This is a genomic window from Weizmannia sp. FSL W8-0401 (assembly GCF_038009125.1).
Classification (GTDB): Bacteria; Bacillota; Bacilli; order Bacillales; family Bacillaceae_C; genus Weizmannia; species Weizmannia coagulans.
In genome coordinates this window covers 1892802-1912519 of the sequence record NZ_JBBPAG010000001.1, presented here as the reverse complement: position 1 = coordinate 1912519, position 19718 = coordinate 1892802, and the positions used below count along the sequence as shown (strand labels likewise).

The 19718-nt window shown below is 46.4% G+C and carries 20 protein-coding genes; 17 read left to right on the top strand and 3 right to left on the bottom strand.

The window, feature by feature from the left end; translation table 11 throughout:
* The first annotated feature begins 108 nt into the window (after positions 1-108).
* Both NSU00_RS09325 and NSU00_RS09320 read left to right on the top strand, forming a co-directional pair.
* Entirely contained in the window at positions 109-1329 is a 1221-nt protein-coding gene (locus tag NSU00_RS09325; RefSeq protein WP_340702728.1) for a multicopper oxidase family protein, read from the top strand.
* 1204 nt (positions 1330-2533) lie between these two features.
* Positions 2534-2788 (top strand): SHOCT domain-containing protein, encoded by a 255-nt coding sequence (locus NSU00_RS09320; protein WP_340703604.1) that lies wholly within the window; start codon positions 2534-2536, stop codon positions 2786-2788.
* A 196-nt stretch (positions 2789-2984) separates the two neighbouring features.
* On the opposite strand, the gene NSU00_RS09315 is transcribed toward NSU00_RS09320, so the two are convergent.
* Positions 2985-4070, bottom strand: coding sequence for a transposase (locus NSU00_RS09315; protein ID WP_340703922.1), 1086 nt, complete (start codon positions 4068-4070; stop codon positions 2985-2987).
* A 786-nt stretch (positions 4071-4856) separates the two neighbouring features.
* Here NSU00_RS09315 and NSU00_RS09310 point away from each other — a divergent pair.
* The 4 genes from NSU00_RS09310 (at position 4857) to NSU00_RS09295 (ending at position 8000) form a co-directional block, all read left to right on the top strand.
* The gene (locus NSU00_RS09310; protein WP_061566457.1) at positions 4857-6797 is read left to right on the top strand and encodes a CoA-disulfide reductase; all 1941 of its coding nucleotides are present in this window, start codon (positions 4857-4859) and stop codon (positions 6795-6797) included.
* Between the two features lie 15 nt (positions 6798-6812).
* Positions 6813-7172, top strand: a complete 360-nt coding sequence (locus NSU00_RS09305) for a rhodanese-like domain-containing protein (RefSeq protein WP_013859726.1) — start codon at positions 6813-6815, stop codon at positions 7170-7172.
* Positions 7173-7360: 188 nt separating this feature from the next.
* Positions 7361-7594, top strand: a complete 234-nt coding sequence (locus NSU00_RS09300; RefSeq protein ID WP_013859725.1) for a glutaredoxin family protein — start codon at positions 7361-7363, stop codon at positions 7592-7594.
* A 13-nt stretch (positions 7595-7607) separates the two neighbouring features.
* Positions 7608-8000: a DsrE/DsrF/DrsH-like family protein gene (locus NSU00_RS09295; RefSeq protein ID WP_013859724.1), complete on the top strand. Its 393-nt coding sequence runs from the start codon at positions 7608-7610 to the stop codon at positions 7998-8000.
* A gap of 38 nt (positions 8001-8038) precedes the next feature.
* Here NSU00_RS09295 and NSU00_RS09290 read toward each other — a convergent pair whose 3' ends face one another.
* The gene (locus tag NSU00_RS09290; RefSeq protein ID WP_013859723.1) at positions 8039-8479 is read right to left on the bottom strand and encodes an Hsp20/alpha crystallin family protein; all 441 of its coding nucleotides are present in this window, start codon (positions 8477-8479) and stop codon (positions 8039-8041) included.
* Between the two features lie 177 nt (positions 8480-8656).
* Between NSU00_RS09290 and NSU00_RS09285 the strand changes: the two genes are divergently transcribed.
* Complete coding sequence (locus NSU00_RS09285; RefSeq protein ID WP_340702727.1) at positions 8657-10081, top strand: multicopper oxidase family protein; 1425 nt, start codon at positions 8657-8659, stop codon at positions 10079-10081.
* Positions 10082-10335: 254 nt separating this feature from the next.
* On the opposite strand, the gene NSU00_RS09280 is transcribed toward NSU00_RS09285, so the two are convergent.
* The gene (locus tag NSU00_RS09280; protein ID WP_061566456.1) at positions 10336-11421 is read right to left on the bottom strand and encodes a CdaR family transcriptional regulator; all 1086 of its coding nucleotides are present in this window, start codon (positions 11419-11421) and stop codon (positions 10336-10338) included.
* A 167-nt stretch (positions 11422-11588) separates the two neighbouring features.
* Between NSU00_RS09280 and glcD the strand changes: the two genes are divergently transcribed.
* The 10 genes from glcD to NSU00_RS09230 all read left to right on the top strand — a co-directional run bounded on the left by glcD (position 11589) and on the right by NSU00_RS09230 (position 19659).
* Complete coding sequence (gene glcD, locus NSU00_RS09275) at positions 11589-12998, top strand: glycolate oxidase subunit GlcD (RefSeq protein ID WP_340702726.1); 1410 nt, start codon at positions 11589-11591, stop codon at positions 12996-12998.
* A complete protein-coding gene (locus tag NSU00_RS09270; RefSeq protein ID WP_029141919.1) occupies positions 12995-14335 on the top strand; it encodes a (Fe-S)-binding protein in 1341 nt (446 codons plus the stop codon). The genes glcD and NSU00_RS09270 overlap by 4 nt, the downstream gene beginning before the upstream one ends.
* A gap of 299 nt (positions 14336-14634) precedes the next feature.
* Positions 14635-15153, top strand: a complete 519-nt coding sequence (locus tag NSU00_RS09265) for a YqeG family HAD IIIA-type phosphatase (protein WP_017552590.1) — start codon at positions 14635-14637, stop codon at positions 15151-15153.
* 2 nt (positions 15154-15155) lie between these two features.
* On the top strand, positions 15156-16262 hold the full coding sequence (yqeH, locus tag NSU00_RS09260) for a ribosome biogenesis GTPase YqeH (RefSeq protein WP_340702725.1): 1107 nt from the start codon (positions 15156-15158) through the stop codon (positions 16260-16262).
* Positions 16263-16295: 33 nt separating this feature from the next.
* Positions 16296-17138, top strand: a complete 843-nt coding sequence (gene aroE / locus NSU00_RS09255; RefSeq protein WP_340702724.1) for a shikimate dehydrogenase — start codon at positions 16296-16298, stop codon at positions 17136-17138.
* Positions 17132-17422 carry a ribosome assembly RNA-binding protein YhbY gene (gene yhbY, locus NSU00_RS09250; protein WP_017552593.1) on the top strand — a complete coding sequence of 97 codons (291 nt, stop codon included), beginning with the start codon at positions 17132-17134 and terminating at the stop codon, positions 17420-17422. Before aroE ends, yhbY begins: the two co-directional genes overlap by 7 nt.
* An 11-nt stretch (positions 17423-17433) precedes the next feature.
* On the top strand, positions 17434-18003 hold the full coding sequence (locus tag NSU00_RS09245; RefSeq protein ID WP_340702723.1) for a nicotinate-nucleotide adenylyltransferase: 570 nt from the start codon (positions 17434-17436) through the stop codon (positions 18001-18003).
* Positions 17993-18562: a bis(5'-nucleosyl)-tetraphosphatase (symmetrical) YqeK gene (gene yqeK, locus NSU00_RS09240; RefSeq protein ID WP_029141916.1), complete on the top strand. Its 570-nt coding sequence runs from the start codon at positions 17993-17995 to the stop codon at positions 18560-18562. The genes NSU00_RS09245 and yqeK overlap by 11 nt, the downstream gene beginning before the upstream one ends.
* On the top strand, positions 18563-18916 hold the full coding sequence (rsfS, locus tag NSU00_RS09235; protein WP_017552596.1) for a ribosome silencing factor: 354 nt from the start codon (positions 18563-18565) through the stop codon (positions 18914-18916).
* Entirely contained in the window at positions 18913-19659 is a 747-nt protein-coding gene (locus NSU00_RS09230) for a class I SAM-dependent DNA methyltransferase (RefSeq protein ID WP_340702722.1), read from the top strand. Before rsfS ends, NSU00_RS09230 begins: the two co-directional genes overlap by 4 nt.
* Positions 19660-19718 lie beyond the last annotated feature (59 nt).

Genomic DNA, 19718 nt, shown 5'->3' with positions numbered 1-19718 from the left:
CTATGCACAACAGATGTTCACAAAATTGTCAATCTATAACGATGGATTTCCGGTGTTAAAAAACATTACAATGGTACTGAACATCAAAAAAGAAAAAGCAGGGGTAGGATGAACAAGACAAAGTTAGGGGCTCTGATTTTAATCGTGGTCATTGTGGGTATTGGCGGTGTTTTCTTTTATAACGGCTATGTGAAAATCAGCACAAATCATAAAGCGGCACAGCATCCGGATCTGCCCATTCCAGCCGTTTTAAAAGATACGAACCCGGATCCCAACGCGGCGGAGTATACTTTAACCGCACAGCAGGGGAAAAAGGCGTTTATTTCCAGGAAAACAACAGCAACGTACGGATATAACGGCGACTATTTGGGGCCGGTCATCCGGTTGAAAACGGGCGAAAAAGTGAATATCATCGTAAAAAATAAATTGCCGGAAGCAACGACGGTCCATTGGCACGGCCTCATTGTCCCGGGTTCGGCTGACGGCGGCCCGCATGCTGCCATCCAGCCGGGCAAAACATGGAAAGCAAAGTTTACGGTGAGCCAGCAGGCTGCCACGCTCTGGTACCATCCCCACCCGATGGGAAAAACAGGCGAACAGGTATACAAAGGCCTGGCCGGTCTGATTTATGTCGATAACAAACATGCGGAAAGCCTTGATATTCCGAAAGACTATGGCAAAAATGATTTTCCGCTTGTGCTGCAGGACCGCCGTTTTAACAAAAACGGCCAGCTCGTGTACAAATTAAATATGACAGATGAAATGTACGGCTTCCAGGGCACAACCGAACTGGTAAACGGCGCGGTTAAGCCGCAGTTAACGGTCAGGCGCGGCCTCGTCCGTTTCCGGATTTTAAACGGGGCAAACGGCAGGACGTACAATCTTCATCTGAGCGGCAACAGGACATTTGTGCAAATTGCATCCGACGGGGGATTTCTCAAGACGCCTGTGCAAATGAAAAAATTAACGCTTTCTCCCGGGGAACGTGCAGAAATTTTGGTTGATTTTTCAAAAATGAAAAACGGCAGCACGCTCCGGCTCCAAAATGGGAAAGAAACGCTCATGTATTTTAAAGTAAAAGGAAAGGCCGACCAGACCTACAAAGTTCCGCAAAAACTGGCTGTGATCGAAAAAATGCCGGTGCAAGAAGCGGTGAAAACGCGGAAATTTGTCATGTCCGGCATGGGCCCGAACGTCAGCATTAACGGCAGGCAAATGAACATGGACCGGATAGATGAGACGGTTAAATTAAATACGATGGAGAGCTCACCTAAACTTACACCGTTCCATTTTCTTTTATGGTCATTGCGTGCTATCCACACTTTGTAGCCTAAAGCCCGCCCTAATTTGGCAAGATCATATTGCATTTCTGAATGGGAGTTTTCCTCCGCCATATCTTTCTCTACTTCTTTATGTCGGCGTGCAATTGCTTTTACCTGCTTATCCAGTTCATTTTGTAATACAAGTTTTGCATTTTCATCGATGACTAAACGGTTCGATCCGATTTCAAAGAGAAGGCCGGCGAAAGCGCCCAAATCTTTGGACAGCATGTTACGGTATTCCTGATTTTTAAAGAGAATAATCTCCCTCATTTTTAAATACTCAGGCCAGGAGCCGAGTTTAATTTTTTGGCTGAACAGCAAATTAAAGCCTTTCACAATGGCTGTATTAAACGGAGGAAATAAAGTCGGATGCAAAAAATAGATTATATTTGCAACAGCCGGTCCTAGCCCTTTTATGTTGTATCCATTCAATTCACGTATTTCATCCAAAACTTGTTTTTCATTTGTTGCATTCAGGCACGCTTTCAAAAACCGCCCGAACGCTTTTTTGTTTGCCTCATTTTCGTAAATATCCGGGATACGCAGTTTTGGTTTCCAAAAAAATGCATGGGCGGCGCCTTCAAATATTTGTTTCTGTTCTGATATCGCCGTCACTACCGTTTCTAAACTGGAACCTTTAAAATCATTTCCAAACTTGCCTTCTTCAATTTCATCTATAACCTTTGCCAGGCTTTTTCTAATGGACCGGAAAGCTTTTAATCTATCATCATTATTTAAGAACCAAGTGTGGTATACGGACTCGGGGTCATTTTTATAGGTGTTGATGATGTCTTCCATTGATAAAACTCCTTTTTAAAAATGGCAATTTTACTAAATTATACTAATATTATATCTAAAAAATAGAGGCGGGGAACGAGTGGTAAAGAAAAAATTTGTTACAGAGACAATTGATGATAAAAAATGAAGTAATCCACACTGTCTAATTATGAGATAAAAAATCTTTTTGGGTCCACAACCCCTTATACCCCACTCCCCAAACGGTGATCAAAGTATGATATACCGAAAACCGGCATTTCTCAGCTTGTTCTGGACGTTGCGGATATTCCTCGAAAAACAAAGAATTAGTTGGAAGCCATTACAGGCCAATATAAGCATGTTTAAGGAATTTTTTAGAAAAAGGTGATACATTAAGTATGAAGATCGAAATATAATTTGGAGAGCGAAAATTAAAAATGAAAGGATGCTTGTCTATGCATATGTGGTACAATGAGTACGGTGGATACGGCATGATGGGCGTTTTCGGGATGATTGGCATGATCGTCCAGTTGATTTTCATATTAATTATTTATTTGATTGTAATTGGCATTAAAAAAGTAAGCGAAAAAGATTTCGGGGTTCATCCGAAAGAAGACCGTAGCCTGGAAATATTGCGGGAACGGTATGCAAAAGGCGAGATCACGGAAGAAGAATTTAGAGCCTCTGCCAAAATAAAAATATACACTTGAGCGAGGCTCTGGAAAATTAATTATCCCGATTTTTTTGCCTTTTCATCCAGATTTTCAATTCAATAGAAGTAAAACGGTCATTTTCCTTCAAAAAAAGGGCATACGTATCCCGCCTTCACAAAATGGGTTTTTTTCACTACCCTTTGTGGAAAGGAAACGCTCATTTTACTTATTCACATATCCACCTGTGAATAACTTAATTTGCTCTTTGCAGCCGATTGCGTGTCCATCCACAATTGGCCTTTCCTGTCTGATGGTACGCCATATTTGCCATGATGTGCATAGATATCATGCATCGATCTACATGAGCTTCAACTGCCTGTTTCCCACGCTTGTGAACACGACGGAGACTGTATCCGTCTTTTAAAATGCCAAAGATTCTTTCGATGATCGTCCTGGCACTATATAACACTTCAAATGTGCGACCATGTTGAGGCAACTCGACATCTACTTGAGGCGTTTGATCAAAGTCCATCCTAAATACTCTTCCTTGTGCTGCCCCATTACAACATTCCGCGTGATTCGCTAGCGGGCAGGTGAGACCTTCTTGCTTGGCATTTGGATGAAATACAGGACAAGTGTAAATATATTGCCCCTTTTCCCGATCAGATCCTCTAAGTTCCATTTTATGTCCACTGATACAGATGGGAGTGCCGTACCGGTTGATTTTTTCAATCCCTCGGGCGGTAGTTGGTTTATCTTTACGGTTCCGTGGATTGATCGGTGCCACCAATTTCGCCTGTAATACATCCTTTGTCACTTTTTGATTTTCCGGCGTTTGGTAGATTCCATCTGCCAAGATAAAGCTCAACTGCTCAGCCATCTCGGGGTGCTCTTCCTTAAACGTCTCCAATGTCGGTTCTAATGTTTTCCCATCGGGTGTATTTCCTTTAAATACTTCCCGCGTCAAAGGCAAACCGGATTTCACCCCGCATACCATTGATAATTTATGCGCAATATAGGAAACTGCATTACTTTTACGCATTACCCCTACATTGTCGTCCGTAAGGACTTTGGGGCAATCGCAATTACCCTCACAAGAACACGTCTTCCTTGTTTTATTCAAGGTTGCTTCTGCCTCTATATGCGATGTATCCACGGCGGCTGCTTCCTCATTCGTTTCAACCACGCCTTCCCCTTTATTATATTCAACAACCAATAGCCGGGCTTTTTCCCAAAGACCATTTGTTGTCATGATTTGATCAAAACGAGCAAAGGAACGATAGCTCGGAATTTTCTCCGTAAATCCACACATGGTGGCAAATAGCGGGTTTGATCTCACTTGCAAATAGACACTCTCTGTTTTTTGCAAGAAAAAAGTGCAGAGTATTGCAGTATATAAATTCGTTTATACCGCATAAAAATTCAATCTGAATTCTCGCTATTAAGGGCTTGACATGGAGCCTCTGCAGCCATGATTCTTTTGCCAAGCGGCCAGCTGTAACAGATTTGGCAAACCCAAACAGGTTATCATGGCTACCCCTCCATGTAAAGCCCCTCTGCATAACCATTTGCATAGAAATTTTGCACATCTCTGCACTTTAATTTTGCAATAAACAACTTATATCTTAGCAAAGGAGTGGCTTTCATGGCTCTTTTTTTTCAAAAAAAATCATCCTTTTCCGTTTTACAATATTTTCCACAGGAATGAGTAGCCTAATCTATTGAAACTCGCCCAAAGCCTCAAAAAGTGATAAAATTCTGGCACTTATAATAAGCAAATTTATCCTATTAAAATCAAAAACTCACAATTTCTTTTTATATTTGTCATAATGTTCCTACAAACGTCTTTTTTCTTTAGTGGAATAAATCAACGGACTTTAATTGTCTGACTGCTTACAGTTTCAGGGGATATAGCATTTTGGCAAGGGCTCTTAAGAAAATGAAGAAAGACTTGGCGGAATAAGGAGCTGCAATTGGCTCCTTTTTCGTTAAATTTTATTGACAATATACCCATAGGGGTATAAAATGAGTTTTGTAAATACCAAGTTAAATAAAAATCAAATTATTTTTTGGTTTCCAATATACCTATATGGGTATTTAGACAGATCATTAGGAGGTAAATATCATGGCTGTAAAGAAAGTGATCATCGTAGGAGGTGTAGCCGGCGGGGCAACCGCTGCCGCCAGACTCAGAAGGCTGAGTGAAGACATCCAAATCGTTCTTGTGGAACGCGGTGAATACATCTCTTTCGCAAACTGTGGATTGCCGTACTATATCGGCGAAACGATCAAGGACCGCAGCAATCTTCTTGTGCAGACGGTTGAGGGCATGTCGAAACGGTTCAATATAGATATCCGCACTTTAAGCGAAGTAACAAAAATTGATCCGGAGAAGAAGGCTGTCACCATACAAAACTTGCGGACCAATGAAGTGTACGAAGAAACGTACGACAAGCTGCTCTTGTCCCCGGGTGCACGCCCGATTGTGCCGCCTGTTCCGGGGCTGGGAGAAAACAAAACGCTCTTTACGCTTCGCAATATCCCGGATACGGATCGCATCAAAAACTTTGTGGATCAGGAAAAACCGGAACGTGCAGTGATTATTGGCGGCGGTTTTATCGGCCTTGAAATGTCGGAAAACCTTGCACATCGCGGGATTCAAGTGACAATCGTAGAGATGGCAAACCAAGTGATGGCGCCAATCGACTATGAAATGGCGAGCCTTGTACACAACCATTTGAAAGAAAAAGGCGTCCGCCTTGTGTTGGAAAACGGGCTTCAAGCTTTTGCAAATGAAGGAAAAAAAGTGATTTTATCAGACGGGACAGAAATTGAAACGGATATGACGATTTTGGCGATCGGCGTCCGTCCGGAAAACCAATTGGCAAAGGATACGGGCCTTGCTTTGGGCGAGCGCGGCGGCATTGTTGTTAACGAATACTTGCAAACTTCAAATGAAGATATTTACGCAGTCGGTGATGCGGTAGAAGTTGTGGATTACATCAACGGAAACAAGACAATGATCCCGCTTGCGGGACCGGCAAACCGGCAAGGGCGCATTGCCGCCAATAACATCATGGGCAAAAAGGAAAAATACGAGGGGACGCTCGGCACTTCGATTGCAAAAGTATTTGACCTCTCTGTTGCGGTAACCGGCAATAACGAAAAAACGCTGAAACGGCTTGGCGTGTCATACGAAGTCGTCCATATTCATCCGAGTTCGCATGCCGGCTATTATCCGGGCGCCACGCCGATTTCCTTGAAACTGATTTTTGACAAAGATACTGGAAAAATTTTCGGAGCACAGGCGGTCGGTACGGACGGCGCTGATAAACGGATCGATGTCATTGCGACGGCCATTAAAGGCGGCTTAACTGTTGAAGATTTGACGAACCTGGAACTTTCCTATGCTCCGCCATATTCTTCTGCGAAAGACCCGGTCAACATGGCTGGCTATGTCGCTACCAATCTCATGAACGGGGAACTCGAACATGTCCAGTGGCATGAAATTGACAAGATCATTGAAGATGACGGGATTTTGATAGACGTCCGGGAACCGATAGAACGCGAATTCGGCCATATCAAAGGATCGATCAATATTCCGCTGAACGAATTAAGGGACAGGCTCGATGAAATTCCGAAAGACAAAACCGTTTATGTCAGCTGCCAGGTTGGTTTGCGCGGCTATTTGGCTACGAGGATTCTGAAAAACAACGGTTTTGACGTGAAAAACGTGGACGGTGGATGGAAAACATACTCCGGCGTGTTTGGAAGCAACATTGAAAATGACAGCAAAACGACTGTGAATGACAGAGGCGAAACGGAAGTTACAGGTGAAGTACAGGCGGATAAAGTACTGGATGTGAGCGGTCTGGTTTGCCCGATGCCGGTGATCCGCTTGAAAAAAGGCATCGAAACAATTAAAAGCGGCGAAGTGCTTGAACTGCATGCAACAGACAGAGGCGCGCTCAATGATCTTCCGGCATGGTCAAGAAATGCAGGCCATCAAATTTTGAAAACCGAACAAGACGGACCAACGATTAAATTCTGGATTCAGAAAAAATAATAGCGGAGGCGCAATATGACGATCTTAAATATTGTCATCCTGGTATTGATCGTGCTGCTTGTGATTCCCCGCCTGATCCCGGCAAAAGGGGTCAGGCAGATCACCACAGCAACGTTAAAGAATGAATTAAAAGATAAAGGGAAGCAATTTATTGATGTGCGAACGCCTGCAGATTTCAAAGGGAACCACATCAAAGAATTTAAAAACATCCCTTTGCACCAGCTGGCCGAAAAATCCGCACAGCTTTCGAAAGACAAAGAAGTGGTGGTCATCTGCCGAAGCGGGATGAGAAGCAGCAAAGCATGCAAAATTTTAAAGAAACAGGGATTTAAGCAGATCACAAATGTAAAAGGCGGCATGTCAGCGTGGAGATAGCTTGGGATGCCAGATACCCCTCCCTGTATAATTCGGGCAGTCCACTGATAAATAGGTAAGAAGTGCTGATATGTATTGAATTTCCGCTGATATTTTCCAAAAACCGCTGATAAAAGCATGAGAACCGCTGATTTTTTATGAAACAGCATCGGAGATACCCCTTGTAAAACAAAAAGGAGAGAAGACAGATGAACAATGTAACAGTTTATACTACGACGCATTGCCCGTTTTGCGCGATGCTAAAAAACTTTTTAAACGGACAGAACATTCCTTACAGAGAAGTAAATGTGGAAAGGGACCCTGCGATGATGCGGAAACTTGTCGCAACAACCGGGCAGATTGGCGTTCCACAAACCGAAATCAACGGCAAATGGGTGATCGGTTTTGACCCGGAAGGCATTATGCAGGCATTACAAAATTGAGGAGAGATGAAACATGGGAAAAGTAGCGATCATTGCAAGCAACGGCGGATTGTTTGATGCCTATAAAGTATTTAACATTGCAACGGCAGGGGCAGCGTCCGACATGGAGGTGGCCATCTTTTTCACATTTGAAGGATTGAACCTCATCCATAAAGAAGTGCATAAAAATTTGCCGATGCCGGAAGGAAAAGAAAACTATGCGGAAGGTTTTGCGAAAAGCAACACCCCTTCTATTCCTGAACTCGTTGAAATAGCAAAAGACCTGGGTGTAAAATTCATCGCCTGCCAGATGACAATGGATGTCATGGGCCTGAAGAAAGAAGATTTTATCGACGGCACTGAAGTCGGCGGCGCTGTCACTTTTCTCGAATACGCAAAAGATGCGGATGTAACGCTGGCGTTTTGAAAAAGAGTGGAGACTCTCCCTCGAGTCCCCGCTCTTTTTTATTGAATTTCAATCCTTTTTCCGGATGAACCTTCTTTCGTTTTCTTCGGGATGTTGATTTTCAGGACGCCGTTATCAAGGGTGGCGCTGATTTCGTCTTCTTTAATATTGTCGACATAGAACTGCCGGACGAATTCGCCGTAGCGGCGTTCCTGCCGAATGACTTTATTTTTTTCGTCTTTGCTTTCTTCCATTTGGTCGCGTTTTGCGCGGATCGTTAAATAGTTATTGTTCACATCAATCGTAATGTCTTCTTTGGAAAAGCCAGGCAATTCCGCTTCAACGAGATAAGCATCTTCTTTTTCAGTAATATCTGTCCGGAACGAGTTGGCATTACCGTTGAACGGTGTTAAAGCATTTGTGTCAAACATATCATTGAAGGTCTTAAGCATACGTTCGAAAACATCTTCATTCCTTCTGAATGGCATTAAATCAAACATCTCAAAATCCCTCCTTCTACTTACACTATCATTATACCCTGCTGAAATCGGTTTAAAACAAAGATACTATTCAAAATAAATTTGTTCACAAAAGCGTCAAAACTTATTAATAGAACTCCTGCACAAAAAAACGTTAAGATGATACCGAACATAAAAATAACAAAAAGCAGGGGTAATATGAAAAAGAGAGTATGGATAACAGCCATTATCCTATTGGCTATCGTGATCATCGGGGGTGCCGTTTTTTACAGTTGGCACGTGAAAAAGAGCGCGGAGCAAAAAGACGCGCAGCATCCTGCACTGCCGATTCCGGCGGTGCTTAAAGACACCAATCCGGATCCGGATATGGCGGATTTCACTTTAACCGCACAGCATGGCAAAAAAGAATTTATAGCTGGAAAAACGTCAACGACATACGGGTATAACGGCAATTATTTAGGTCCTGTGATCAGGGTGAGAAAAGGCGAAAAGGTCAATATGACAGTAAAAAACGACTTAAAAGAAGTGACAACGGTACACTGGCATGGCCTTCTGGTACCGGGTTCCGCAGACGGAGGCCCACATAATACGATTTTGCCGGGCAAAACGTGGAAAGTCAGCTTTACCGTAAGCCAGCAGGCAGCCACGCTTTGGTACCATCCGCACCCGATGGGAAAGACGGGTGAACAGGTTTATAAAGGCCTGGCCGGGCTGATTTATGTCGATGATCAAAATTCGGAGAAACTAGATATCCCGAAAGACTACGGAAAAAACGATTTTCCGCTCGTGCTGCAGGACCGCCGTTTTACGAAAAACGGGCAATTGTCCTATAAATTGGACATGAACGACCAAGTATTCGGCTTTCAGGGCACGACCGAACTCGTCAACGGCGTAATCCAGCCGCAATTGACAGTCAAACGCGGTCTTGTCCGCCTCCGGATTTTAAACGGCTCAAACGGCAGGACGTATAATCTGCACCTAAGCGGCAACCAAACATTTACGCAAATTGCATCTGACGGCGGGTTCCTTGCATCGCCGGTGAAAATGAAAAAACTGACACTTTCAGCCGGAGAGCGCGCGGAAATCCTTGTTGATTTTTCCAAGCTAAGAGACGGCGGTATGCTCCAGTTGAAAAACGGAAAAGAAACGCTGATGTATTTTAAAGTTAAAGGCAAATACACAAAATCTTACAGCGTCCCAAGGAAACTTGCAACCATTAAGAAAATCCCGGATTCAAAAGCGGTCAAAACCCGCAAATTTGTGATGAGCGGCATGGGCCCGAATGTCAGCATCAACGGCAAGCAAATGGATATGAACCACATTGATGAAACAGTGAAACTGCATTCCATCGAAATTTGGGAAATCAAAAACGCTTCAACTTCCATGGGGACGAAAAAAATGGTGCACCCGTTCCATGTCCACGGTGTCCAGTTCCAGATTTTGAGCATAAACGGCAAAACGCCGCCTGCAAATGAGCAGGGCTGGAAAGATACAGTGCTCGTCAATCCGGGAGATACGGTGAAAGTGATAATGCGGTTCCCGTTTAAAGGCATTTATATGTATCACTGCCATATCCTCGAACATGAAGACCTTGGCATGATGGGGCAGTTTGAAGTGAAATAAGCCAGAAAGGGAGTTCTCGCAAAAGTCCTTTTTAAACAAGAAAACCCTTTGAGAAATTACTTTTTCTCAAAGGGTTTTCTTGTTTAGAGCAAAATTTTCCCGAGGAAACGGTTCAGAGAAGCTTTGTCAGGATCATTAGAGCAAAAATCTCTGGAGAAACGGCTTTGAGAAGCTGTGTCACGACCGTTAGAGCAAAATTCCTACTTAAATGGGGCTTTTGGGACAGCTCCGTTACGCTTTCAGTGAAAAATCTTCTACTCCGCCAAATGTACCGCCAAATAAAACAGTGCAATGCCTTCCGCTGTTTTCGGATCAATGCCCGTGACTTCGGTGATTTGCTTCAGCCTGTAATGGAGCGTATTAATATGCACATGGAGCTGTGCGGCTGTTTCTTTCAGCGACAGGTTGTTTGCAAGATAGGCTTGCAATGTTTCTGCGAGGCCCGCATGTTCCTGCAGTTTCGCGATTGTTTTTTGCAAATACTCCTGGCGCGCCTCTTCCGACACTTCTTCTATCAGCAGATCAAGGAGCAGGTCTTCATAAAACACAATACCGCCATTTTTTCCGGCAACTTTCAAAGCTTTCTGTGCTTCTTTGAACGACTGGCGGATCACATATGTACCGGCTGTTTTTCCGACCCCGACTGCGCAATTTGGCGCAAATCGCCGCTTAAAATCTTCCAATTGCCCATAAAACCGTTCTTTTGAAAACGGCGCTTCCACGCTTTTCAGCAGCAAAAACAACCCCGGACCCCAGTGCACAATCATGTCGCGGTCCGTTTCAATATAGGATTGCAGCCGTTCAAATATTTCTGTTTCCCCCGATGGCGGCACCGCCATTTTTAAAAAACAGCAGATGTGAGGCACCTGCATCGGAATCCCAAGCATCAGTCCCCGTTCAACGAAATGCTGGTCATACGCCTTTACTGTCGCCCATTCGTAGAAATATGCCTCGAGCCCCCTCGTTTTGGACCGTGCTTGTTCAGCATGGACGGTTTCCTGAATAATAAGCTCCGTCAGCCGGCGGATCAGCTCCGCATAATGTTCGACTTCTTTCGGATTGCCGGTGACGCCGATAACGCCAATCGTCCTCCCTTCGAACCGGATCGGCATATTTATCCCCATCCGCACCCCTTCCATTTGCGCCGCCATTTCTTCATCAATATACAATTTTTTGTTCGTTTGAAAAACTTTCTGTGCCCCCATATGGAAGTTTCCAATCCGGTCTTTTTGCGTCGAGGCCATGATCACCCCGTTTTCGTCCACAACAATAATATCCTCATCCATCACCGACTGCACTTCATTCACGATTTTTCCGGCAATTTTTGGAAACAACAGCATGTTGACCACCTTTGTATATAAATTTAAAAATCAACCAATAGTAACCGCTAAACTTTGTATTTTTATCTATATCATTCTTGCACTTTTAGCTTTATCATAAAATGAAGCACAAAACAATATTTTTCTCGTTAAAATATTGAAAATTTGCAGAACGGGGGGAAGGTTTGATGATTCAAGCCGATATAAAAGAAAAACTGCAGCAAATTGTTGGCCCGGAAAATTACGATGATTCGAAGGCGGGCAGGCTTGTGTATTCGTATGATGCAAGCCCGCAGTTTCAGTCAATGCCGGATGCGGTCGTGGCGCCGCGCAATAAAGAAGAAGTGCAGAAAATCGTAAAAATTTGCAACAAACACCGGATTCCTATTGTGCCGCGCGGGTCGGGCTCCAACCTTTGTGCCGGCACATGCCCGATAGAAGGCGGCATCGTGCTGTTGTTTAAGCATATGAACAAGATTTTGGAAATTGATGAAGAAAATCTGACGGTGACGGTGCAGCCCGGCGTCATTACGCTTGATATGATCAAAGCGGTTGAAGAAAAGGGGCTGTTTTACCCGCCGGACCCAAGTTCCATGAAAATCTCGACGATCGGCGGCAATATAAATGAAAATTCGGGTGGCTTGCGCGGCTTGAAATACGGTGTGACGCGCGATTATGTGCTGGCGCTTGAAGCCGCGCTCGCAAACGGTGAGATCATCCGCACCGGCGGAAAACTGGCGAAAGATGTAGCCGGCTACGATTTGACGCGGCTTTTGGTCGGTTCGGAAGGGACGCTCGCCGTCATTACGGAAGCGACGCTGAAACTTTTGCCGATGCCGGAAGCAAAAAAGACGATGCTGGCGCTTTACCAGGATATTGAAGCGTGCGCGCAAACGGTTTCCGACATTATTGCGAACCGGATCATCCCGGCGACGCTGGAATTTCTGGACCAGCCGACACTGCAGGCGGTGGAAGCTTTTGCGCATATCGGCCTACCGACCAATGTGAAGGCAGTGCTTTTGATCGAGCAGGACGGCCCGCAGGAAGTGGTGGAACGCGATATTGAAAAGATCGCGGAAATTTGCCGCAAGCAACATGCAGTCGATGTAAAGGTGGCAGCTTCCCCGGAACATGCGGAAGCGCTCATGACGGCAAGAAGGAGCGCTTTAAGCGCACTCGCCCGCCTGAAGCCGACAACGATTTTGGAAGATGCGACCGTGCCGCGTTCCGAAGTCGCAAAGATGGTGGTGGCAATCAATGAAATTGCTGAAAAATACGGGCTCCATATCGGGACATTCGGCCATGCGGGGGACGGGAATCTGCACCCGACCTGCCTTGCCGATATCCGGGATCAGGACGAAATGGAGCGGGTTGAAAAAGCCTTTGCGGAAATTTTTCAAAAAGCGATTGAACTGGGCGGCACGATTACCGGCGAACATGGCGTCGGGAGGGCGAAAGCGCCGTATCTTGAATGGAAACTCGGGGAAACGGGCATTGGCGTCATGAATGCGATCAAAAATGCGCTGGACCCGAACCATATTTTAAATCCCGGCAAAGTCTTTGCCAAAGAAACGGATCGAGTGGTGATGGAAAAATGATTACAGCCGAACAACAAAAAGAAATCCAGCAGAAATTCAGGGAAAGGATGGACGAAGACCAGCTGCTGAACTGCATGCGCTGCGGCTTTTGCCTGCCGTCTTGCCCGACCTATATTGAATCGGGGTTCAAAGAATCGCACTCGCCGCGCGGCCGGATTGCATTGATGAAAGCCGTTGTGGACGGCATTATCGAACCGGATGAAGATGTGGAGCGCTCTTTGGACTTGTGCCTCGGCTGCCGGGCTTGCGAATCGGTATGCCCGCCCGGCGTCCAGTACGGGCATCTTTTGGAAGAAGCGCGGGATATTATCCAGCAGTCGAAGAAAAAGAAGCAGTCCCTGCCGGTAAAAGTGCTCCGCAAAGCGGTCTTTGAAGAATTGTTCCCGCACCAGAATCGGATGCGCGCTTTAACAGGCCTGATCGGTTTTTACCAGCGGAGCGGCCTGCAAAAAGCGGCGCATGCGACAGGCGCTTTAAAGCTTCTGCCGAAAAATTTATCGTCCATGGAAAAAGTGCTGCCAAAAATTCCAAAATGGAAGGAAATGAAACAGCGCCCGGAACATTTGATGCCAAAAGCGGAAGTGAAAAAACGCGTTGCCTTTTTTACCGGCTGCCTGATGGACACGATGTTCATGGAAACCAATGATGCGACATTGAAACTATTGCAGCTTGCCGGCTGTGAGGTTGTCATCCCGCAGGACCAGGCATGCTGCGGGGCGCTGCATGGCCATGGCGGCGAAAAAGAGATGGCAAAGGACCTTGCCCGCCGCAATATCAAGGCTTTCGAAGATTTGCGCGCTGATTATATTATCACGAATGCCGGCGGCTGCGGCGCTTATTTAATCGATTACGGCCATTTGTTAAAAGACGATCCGGAATGGGCGGAACGGGCCGCGGCATTTTCAAGCAAAATAAAAGATATTTCCGCTATTCTCGTAGAGCTGGGCTTCCATAAACGGAAACTCAGCCTCCCGCACCAGGTGGTCACGTACCAGGATTCATGCCATTTGCGCAATGTGATGAAGACCTCTTCCGCGCCGCGCCTGCTCATTGGCGCCATCGAAAATGTAGAATTCCGGGAAATGAAGGAAGCGGACCACTGCTGCGGGTCGGCCGGCATTTACAATATTGTCGAGTCGGAGATGTCCATGCAAATTTTGGACCATAAAATGGAAAATGCAAAAGCGACACATGCCACAACCATTGTGACCGCCAACCCGGGCTGCCTGCTGCAAATGAAACTCGGGATCGAACGGGCCGGTTTAAGCGGAAAAGTCCGCGCTGTCCATATCGCCGACCTGCTGATCGAAGCAATGGGGGAAAATGCGAAAGTATAAAGCGCAAAGCAAGAAAAACACAACATTTTCAAGCAGCAGGCATGGCAGCTTTGCGATTTACCCATGGATACGGACATGACTAATGGAAAGCAATCAAAACCGCTGAGCGCGCACTGCCCGGCGGTTTTTCCTGTTTCCGGCTTCCGGGGAACAGGGCATTGCTATCAGTTGAATAATTTGTAGAAATTGTTATGATAAAAGAAACTTGAATGAAGCATATTCGGGACAATATACTCATAAACGGGCGGGTAAGCTTGCATCTTGTGGACAGAACGGTAAAATGAATGGAGTGTCACGGATTGATCTTGAAAAATTTTTTGCCGGACCGGCAAGTGAACTCGGTGCTGTCAATCAGGCCGGAAGAATTAAAAAAGCATGGCATTAAAGCCATCATCACCGATTTGGACAATACATTGGTCGAGTGGGACAGGCCGAGTGCGCCGCCAAAACTGGTCCAATGGTTCCAGGACATGCAGGAACATCATATCAAAATCACGATTGTTTCCAATAATAATGAAATGCGGGTCAAAACATTTGCGGACCCGCTTGGCATCCCGTTTCTTTTCAGAGCGAGAAAACCGCTTGGCAAAGCATTCCGCAAGGCGCTTGCTATCATGGACGTGAAAAAGGAAGAAACCGTCGTGATCGGCGACCAGCTTTTGACCGATGTGCTCGGCGGCAACAGAAGCGGTTTTTATACGATTCTCGTCGTCCCGGTTGCGCAATCAGATGGCTTTGCGACGAAACTCAACCGGATGATTGAACGCCGGATTATGGGCTGGTTCAGGAAAAAAGGTTATTTGACTTGGGAGGATTGAATTTGGAAAAAGAAGCTGTCCATTGTATCGGCTGCGGGGCGCTCCTCCAGACGGAAGATCCGGATGAGGCAGGCTACGCGCCAAAATCTGCGCTGGAAAAAGAGCAGGTCATTTGCCAGCGCTGCTTCAGATTGAAACATTACAATGAAGTGCAGGACGTGCCGCTTACAGACGATGATTTTTTAAAAATTTTAAACCGGCTCGGGCAGGTGGATGCGCTGGTTGTAAAAATTGTCGATATTTTTGATTTCAACGGGTCCTGGCTGCCGGGATTCCACCGTTTCGCAGGCAAAAACCCGGTTCTTTTAATCGGCAATAAAGAGGATCTCCTGCCAAAATCGGTGAAAAGAGCGAAAATGGCCAACTGGATGAAGCAGCAGGCGAAAGAACTCGGGCTCCGTCCGGCCGATGTGCTGCTTGTGAGCGCGGCAAAGGGGCACGGCATGGATGAAGCGATGGCTGCCATCGAACAGTACCGGAACGGGAAAGATGTGTATGTTGCCGGCTGCACGAATGTTGGGAAATCCACTTTTATCAATCGCATTATACGGCAGGCAACAGGGGAAAAAGATGTCATCACCACATCCTATTTTCCGGGGACGACGCTGGATATGATCGGCATCCCGCTTGATGACGGCACATCTCTTTATGACACGCCGGGGATCATCAACCACCACCAGATGGCGCATTTCGTCGGGAAAAACGAATTAAAGGTGATTACACCGAAAAAAGAAATCAAGCCGGCTGTATTCCAGCTGAATGAACGGCAGACGCTGTTTTTCGGCGGCCTTGCGCGGCTTGATTATATAAAAGGCGGCAGACGGTCATTTGTCTGCTATGTTTCAAATGCTTTAAAGATTCACCGTACAAAACTTGAAAATGCGGATGATTTATATACGCGCCAGCTCGGGGAATTGCTCCAACCGCCGGGGAAAGCGGAAGCCGCGGATTTCCCGGCGCTCGTTCGCCATGAATTTTCCATTAAAGAAGGAAAGACGGATATTGTTTTTTCCGGGCTTGGCTGGGTGACGGTCAACGAACCGGGCGCCGTTGTCGCGGCCTATGTGCCAAAGGGCGTCCGGGTCATGCTGCGCCGGTCGTTGATCTGAAAAAGGTTCTGTTTTTAACGGGGAGTGAGAAATATGCGCGATTTATACGGGGTGATCGGTGACCCGATTGCCCATTCGCTGTCGCCTGCGATGCACAATGAAGCATTCCGGGCACTCGGGATTGATGCAGACTATCATGCTTTCCATGTCACACCGGAAAATCTGGAAACCGCCGTAAACGGCATGAAAGCAATCGGCGTGGCCGGATTTAATGTGACCATTCCGCATAAGCAGGCGATCATGCCGTATCTCGATGACATTGATCCGCTTGCGGAAACGATCGGTGCCGTTAATACCGTAATCCGCACCCCACACGGATGGGTCGGGTATAATACGGACGGCCCGGGGTTTATGCAGGCGCTGAAAGAAGAAAGCGGACGGGTGCTTTCCGGAGAAAAAGTGCTTGTCATCGGCGCGGGCGGTGCGGCAAGAGCGATTTATTATACGCTTTGCCGGGAAGGGGCGGTAACCGTTGATCTGTGCAACCGCACGGTAAAAAAAGCGGAAGAAATGCGGGACGAAAGCCCTTTTCCGTGCCCGTCTAAGGTGCTTACGCTTAAAGAAACGGAAGAACAGCTGGGGAATTATACGCTGATTGTGCAGACGACGTCGATCGGCATGCATCCGGATACAGACGCGCAGCCGCTTTCCCTCCGCCATTTAAAGCCTGGTGCGTTTGTGTCTGATATCATATACAATCCTTTTGAAACGAAATTTTTAAAAGAAGCAAAAAAACGCGGCGCCCGGGTGCAGAACGGCCTCGGCATGTTTATCTACCAGGGGGCCATTGCGTTTGAAAAATGGACCGGCGTAAAGCCGGATACCGGGAAAATGAAAAAGATCGTTGAAGGCATTTTAGGAGGAAGTTCATGTTAACAGGTAAACAAAAACGTTTTTTGCGGGCAAAAGCCCACCATTTGAGCCCGATTTTTCAGGTTGGAAAAGGCGGGGTCAATGAAAATATGGTCAAACAGGTGCAGGAGGCGCTTGAAGCGCGGGAACTGTTAAAAATCAGCGTCCTAAAAAACTGCGAGGAAGATAAGGATTCTGTTGCCGCAGCACTTGCAGAAGGGGCGCATGCGGAACTCGTGCAAATCATCGGCAATACGATTGTCCTTTATAAAGAATCGAAAAACCATAAAGAGATTGTTTTGCCTTAAGGGTGGGCGGCATGAAAAAAGTGGGTATTTTAGGGGGGACGTTCGACCCTCCGCATATCGGCCATTTGATTATAGCGAACGAAATTTTGCAGGATCTGAAACTTGACGAAGTCCGTTTTATGCCGAACCAAAATCCGCCCCATAAAGAAAAAACGGCCGGCATCACCGGATGTGACCGGATCAAAATGCTCACGCTTGCCATTTCGGGGCAGCCGGCATTTTCGATTGAGGACATAGAGATGGAGAGGCCAGGCCGTTCCTACACATATGACACAATGGTGCTGCTTAAAAAGCGGGAACCTGATACGGACTTTTATTTTATCATTGGCGCGGATATGATCGAATATTTGCCGAAATGGCGGAATATCGACCAGCTCGTCCGGCTTGTCCGCTTTGTCGGCGTCAACCGGCCGGCATATTCGCACCAGACAAAGTATCCTGTCCAATTTGTTGAAATTCCAGAAATTCATATTTCCTCCTCGCTGATCCGTGAACGCCTGGAAAAAAAACGGTCGGTAAAATATTTAATTCCGGATGCAGTGTGGGAATATATAAAGGAGCATCATTTATATGGAACGTGAGAAAGCATTGGAACTTGTGAAAGCCCAGCTGACGGAGCGCCGTTATATCCATACGCTCGGCGTTGCCGAAAGCGCCGTCTGGCTGGCGGAAAAATATCATGCTGACCGGAAAAAAGCGGAACTTGCGGCGATTTTCCATGATTATGCAAAATTCCGTCCGGAAGAGGAAATGAAGCAAATCATCATTGATCAAAAGATGGATGAACGGCTGCTTTCTTTCCATCATGAATTATGGCATGCCCCTGTTGGCGCTTATCTGGTGGAAAAAGAAGCCGGCATCACTGACCGGGAAGTGCTCGATGCCATTAAATACCATACATCGGGCAGGGCCGGGATGACGCTGCTTGAAAAAATTGTATATCTGGCTGATTATATTGAACCGGGCCGGAATTTTCCGGGTGTCGAAGAAGCAAGGCGGCTTGCGGGCAAAGATCTCGATGAAGCGGTGTTGTATGCAGCCGGGCACACCATTGCATTTTTAATTGGCCGGAATCAGCCTGTTTTTCCGGATACGATTGCTTTATACAATGATTTAGTGATGAAGGAAGAAGGGGCGTAAATGGACAATCAGACGTTATTAAAAACAGTCGTAAAAGCTTGCGATGATAAACGTGCGGAAGACATCGTCGTTTTGGATATGCGCGGGATTTCATTGATTGCGGATTATTTTCTGATCTGCAATGGGAACTCCGATAAACAAATTCAGGCGATCGCCCGCGAAGTGAAAGAAAAAGCGGAAGAAGCAGGAACTGCGGTCAGGCGCATTGAAGGGTTTGAAGAAGGGAAATGGGTGCTGATTGACCTTGGGGATATTGTCGCCCATATTTTTAACCGCGATGAACGGAATTACTATAACTTGGAAAGGCTTTGGGGAGACGCGCCGGCTGTCAGTGCGGAGAGCGTTCTGCAATGAGTTACGAAAATTTCGCCTATGTATACGACACGTTGATGGAAGAGGCGCCCTATCCGCAATGGCTGCAGTGGGTGATGCGCCAAAGGGAGCGGAATGGTGTCAAAGGAAGGCGCATGCTTGATCTTGCCTGCGGTACCGGTGAACTGTCACTGCTGCTTGCACGGGAAGGCTTTGAAGTAACGGGCGTTGATTTATCAGAAGACATGCTTACAGTCGCGAGCGGAAAAGCACTGGCTGAAGGGGCCCGCATCACTTTCCTCAAGCAGGATATGCGCGCGCTTTGCGGCCTGCATGATTTTGATATTGTCGCGATTTTCTGTGATTCCCTGAACTACTTGGAAACGGAAACGGATGTGAAAGAAACGTTTCGGCATGTGCATGCAGCCCTGAAGGCGGGGGGAATGTTTTTGTTTGACGTGCATTCCGTTTATAAAACAGATGTGCTATTCCCGCATCACACTTTTGCCGATAACGGGGACGAGGTTTCCTATATCTGGAACTGCTTTCCGGGTGAGGGCCCGCATGCCGTTGAACATGATCTCAGCTTTTTCGCATATGATGAGAAATCCGGCTTGTATGAACGGTTTGACGAGTTACATAAACAGCGGACGTTTCCGGTTGCTGATTATGAAAACTGGCTTACGGAATCGGGCTTCGATTGTATGCCGCCCGCTGCCGATTTTACAGAAGAAGCGCCCGGCCCAAAAAGCGAAAGGATATTTTTTACGTGCATCAAACGATAAAAGCATTCTGCCCGCGCAGAATGCTTTTTTTGAAAAAATTTTAAAAAAGAAGCAGGAAT

Coding starts and splice junctions, on each gene's coding strand:
- NSU00_RS09325 (WP_340702728.1), top strand. CDS start 109: ATGAACAAGACAAAGTTAGGGGCTCTGATTTTAATCGTGGTCATTGTG.
- NSU00_RS09320 (WP_340703604.1), top strand. CDS start 2,534: ATGCATATGTGGTACAATGAGTACGGTGGATACGGCATGATGGGCGTT.
- NSU00_RS09310 (WP_061566457.1), top strand. CDS start 4,857: ATGGCTGTAAAGAAAGTGATCATCGTAGGAGGTGTAGCCGGCGGGGCA.
- NSU00_RS09305 (WP_013859726.1), top strand. CDS start 6,813: ATGACGATCTTAAATATTGTCATCCTGGTATTGATCGTGCTGCTTGTG.
- NSU00_RS09300 (WP_013859725.1), top strand. CDS start 7,361: ATGAACAATGTAACAGTTTATACTACGACGCATTGCCCGTTTTGCGCG.
- NSU00_RS09295 (WP_013859724.1), top strand. CDS start 7,608: ATGGGAAAAGTAGCGATCATTGCAAGCAACGGCGGATTGTTTGATGCC.
- NSU00_RS09290 (WP_013859723.1), bottom strand. CDS start 8,479: ATGTTTGATTTAATGCCATTCAGAAGGAATGAAGATGTTTTCGAACGT.
- NSU00_RS09285 (WP_340702727.1), top strand. CDS start 8,657: ATGAAAAAGAGAGTATGGATAACAGCCATTATCCTATTGGCTATCGTG.
- NSU00_RS09280 (WP_061566456.1), bottom strand. CDS start 11,421: ATGCTGTTGTTTCCAAAAATTGCCGGAAAAATCGTGAATGAAGTGCAG.
- glcD (WP_340702726.1), top strand. CDS start 11,589: ATGATTCAAGCCGATATAAAAGAAAAACTGCAGCAAATTGTTGGCCCG.
- NSU00_RS09270 (WP_029141919.1), top strand. CDS start 12,995: ATGATTACAGCCGAACAACAAAAAGAAATCCAGCAGAAATTCAGGGAA.
- aroE (WP_340702724.1), top strand. CDS start 16,296: ATGCGCGATTTATACGGGGTGATCGGTGACCCGATTGCCCATTCGCTG.
- yhbY (WP_017552593.1), top strand. CDS start 17,132: ATGTTAACAGGTAAACAAAAACGTTTTTTGCGGGCAAAAGCCCACCAT.
- NSU00_RS09245 (WP_340702723.1), top strand. CDS start 17,434: ATGAAAAAAGTGGGTATTTTAGGGGGGACGTTCGACCCTCCGCATATC.
- yqeK (WP_029141916.1), top strand. CDS start 17,993: ATGGAACGTGAGAAAGCATTGGAACTTGTGAAAGCCCAGCTGACGGAG.
- rsfS (WP_017552596.1), top strand. CDS start 18,563: ATGGACAATCAGACGTTATTAAAAACAGTCGTAAAAGCTTGCGATGAT.
- NSU00_RS09230 (WP_340702722.1), top strand. CDS start 18,913: ATGAGTTACGAAAATTTCGCCTATGTATACGACACGTTGATGGAAGAG.